This window comes from Streptomyces sp. NPDC046215 (genome assembly GCF_040646215.1).
In the GTDB taxonomy this organism is placed as follows: Bacteria; Actinomycetota; Actinomycetes; order Streptomycetales; family Streptomycetaceae; genus Streptomyces; species Streptomyces stramineus.
The window spans coordinates 1-2752 of the sequence record NZ_JBEYZW010000188.1; the positions used below are offsets into that span (position 1 = coordinate 1).

At 69.9% G+C, this 2752-nt stretch carries 2 protein-coding genes; both read right to left on the reverse strand.

Going from position 1 to position 2752, the window contains the following annotated elements; genetic code table 11:
• Positions 1-119: 119 nt before the first annotated feature.
• Positions 120-1064 (reverse strand): aldo/keto reductase, encoded by a 945-nt coding sequence (locus tag ABZ951_RS33725; protein WP_344094800.1) that lies wholly within the window; start codon positions 1062-1064, stop codon positions 120-122.
• A gap of 29 nt (positions 1065-1093) precedes the next feature.
• Positions 1094-2569, reverse strand: coding sequence for an MFS transporter (locus tag ABZ951_RS33730; RefSeq protein WP_344094802.1), 1476 nt, complete (start codon positions 2567-2569; stop codon positions 1094-1096).
• Positions 2570-2752: the final 183 nt, after the last annotated feature.

Consider the following 2752-nt stretch of genomic DNA (forward strand, 5'->3'; position numbering starts at 1 on the left):
CCATGACGGCACCAGGCCCCACCGCATCGGACGCAGTTGCCGCTCCAGCGCTCCCGTTTCCCGGTCGGGGCGCTCCAGCACGGCCCACACCTGTCGCCGCCCCCGCACCCCCACGCCGCTTACGCCGACGCCTCCGTCAGGCGCGTCAGCTCCGTCTCCGTCAGCTTCAGGTCCGCCACCGCCAGCAACGCCGGCAGCTGGTCCACCGTGCGCGCGCTCGCCAGGGGCGCCGCCACCGTCGGCCGGGCCGCAAGCCAGGCCAGGGCCACCGTGGCGATCTCGGCGCCGTGGGCCTCGGCCACCTCGTCGAGGGCCGCGAGGACGCGCGGGCCGCGTTCGGACGCCAGGTACCTGCCGGCGCCCTCCGCCCGCGCACTGTCCACCGTCGTGCCCGGGCGGTACTTGCCGGTGAGGAAGCCCGACGCCAGGGCGTAGTACGGCACCGCCGCCAGGCCGTGCTTCGCCGCCACCGTCGCCAGTTCGCCCTCGTAGGTGTCGCGCGAGACCAGGTTGTAGTGGGGCTGGATCGCGGCGTACTTCGCCAGGCCCGACGCGTCGGAGAACTCCAGGGATTCCGCCAGGCGCTCCGGCGTGATGTTGGAGGCGGCGATCTCGCGGACCTTGCCCTCCTTCACCAGGGCGTCCAGCGCGGTCAGGAATTCCTCCACCGGCACCGACGGGTCGTCGTAGTGCGTGTAGTAGAGGTCGATGTAATCGGTGCGCAGGCGGCGGAGAGAGTCCTCCACGCCCGTCTTGATGGCGTGCGACGACAATCCGCGCGGTTCGGGGTGTCCGGCACCGACCTTCGTGGCCAGGACGATGTCGGCGCGGTTGCCGCGGGCGGCGAACCACTTGCCGATCACGGTCTCCGACTCGCCGCCGGAGTTGCCGGGGGCCCACGCGGAATAGACGTCCGCGGTGTCGATGAAATTGCCGCCGGCCGCCGCGTACGCGTCGAGCACGGCGAAGGACTCCGCCTCGTCCGCCGTCCAGCCGAAGACGTTGCCGCCCAGGGCCAGCGGGTGTACGGAAAGGGTGCCGATCTTGTGGTGAGTGTCAGCCATGGTTCGGTGCAACTTCCTTACGGGGGTGCTTATTCCGCGGGGGCCGGCACGGCGTCCGGGCGTTTTGTCGACAGCGGTGCCGCGATCGACTCCAGCGAACGGCCCTCCGCCCGCACCGCCAGGAAGGCTGCCACCAGCCCGGCCAGGCACATCAGCGACGCGCCGATCCGGAACGCCAGGACCGTGTCCCCGACGACTCCGCTGCTGGTCAGGTGCGAGAACAGCAGCGGGCCGCTGATACCGCCCGCGGCCGTGCCCAGGGCGTAGAAGAAGGCGATGGCCATGGCCCGGGTCTCCATCGGGAAGATCTCGGAGACCGTGAGGTACGCGCTGCTCGCACCGGCGGACGCGAAGAAGAGGACGACGCACCAGCAGGCGGTGAGCGTGTTCGCGGTCAGGTGGCCGGCGCCGAAAAGCCACGCCGTGCCGAAGAGGAGAAGTCCGGACAGCAGATAGGTCGAGGAGATCATGACCCGCCGGCCGACGGTGTCGAAAAGCTTGCCGAGCAGGAGCGGGCCGAGGAAGTTGCCCGCGGCGATGACCGCGAAGAAGTAGCCGGTGCGCGAGGTGGAGACCCCGAAGAACGTCGTGAGAATGGCGCCGAATCCGAAGGTGATCGCGTTGTAGAGAAAAGCCTGCCCGATGAAGAGGGACAGGCCGAGGATCGCCCGTCGCCGGTATCGGGAGAAGACCGTCCGGGCGATTTCCCCGAAGCCGACGTCCCCTCGCTGGTGGATGGTGATCTCGCCTTCGGCGGGTGGCAGCGGCGTGCCCCTCTTCGCCTTGATCTCCGCCTCGACGCGTTTTTCGATCGAGGTCACCAGGGAATCCGCTTCCGCTCCCCTGCCGTGGATGAACAGCCAGCGCGGGCTTTCCGGGACGTGGCGCCGCACCAGGAGGATCACCAGCCCCAGGACGACGCCCAGCGCGAAGGTCAGCCGCCAGCCCACGTCCTGCGCGAAGACGTTCGTGTCCAGCATGACGACGGACAGCAGCGACCCGCCGATCGCGCCGAGCCAGAAGCTGCCGTTGATGATCAGGTCGACCCGGCCGCGGTAGGGGGCGGGGATCAGCTCGTCGATGGCGGAGTTGATCGCCGCGTACTCACCGCCGATGCCGAAGCCGGTCAGGAAGCGGAAGAGGAAGAACCACCAGGTGGAGAAGGACAGCGCGGTCAGCGCGGTCGCGGCCAGATAGACCGCGAGCGTGACGATGAAGAGTTTCTTGCGCCCGAAGCGGTCGGTGAGCCGGCCGAAGAACAGCGCGCCCGAGCAGGCACCCGCGACGTACAGCGCGGCGGCCAGACCGGTGACCTCACCGGAGGTGATGGGCAGGCCGCTGCCCTCCTCGGAGAGGCGGCCGGCGATGTTGCCGACGACCGTGACCTCCAGGCCGTCCAGGATCCAGACGGTGCCGAGGCCGATCACCACCGTCCAGTGCCAGCGTGACCAGGGCAGCCGGTCGAGACGGGCGGGCACGGAGGTGGTGATCGTCGCGTTCGTCACGCACGCCGGGTGCCCTTTGGGGGGCGGGGTATGCATGGTCGGGGTGTGTCTTCGGGTGCGGGTCCGTCGTTTGCCGTCTGGCGGCGGGCGCCCTGCGGGCGCGTCCCTGCCCTCATCCCGCACTGGCCGCGGAAGGACCGGCCGCTCACACGGGAACAGGAAGCCGACAACATCGTTCACCGC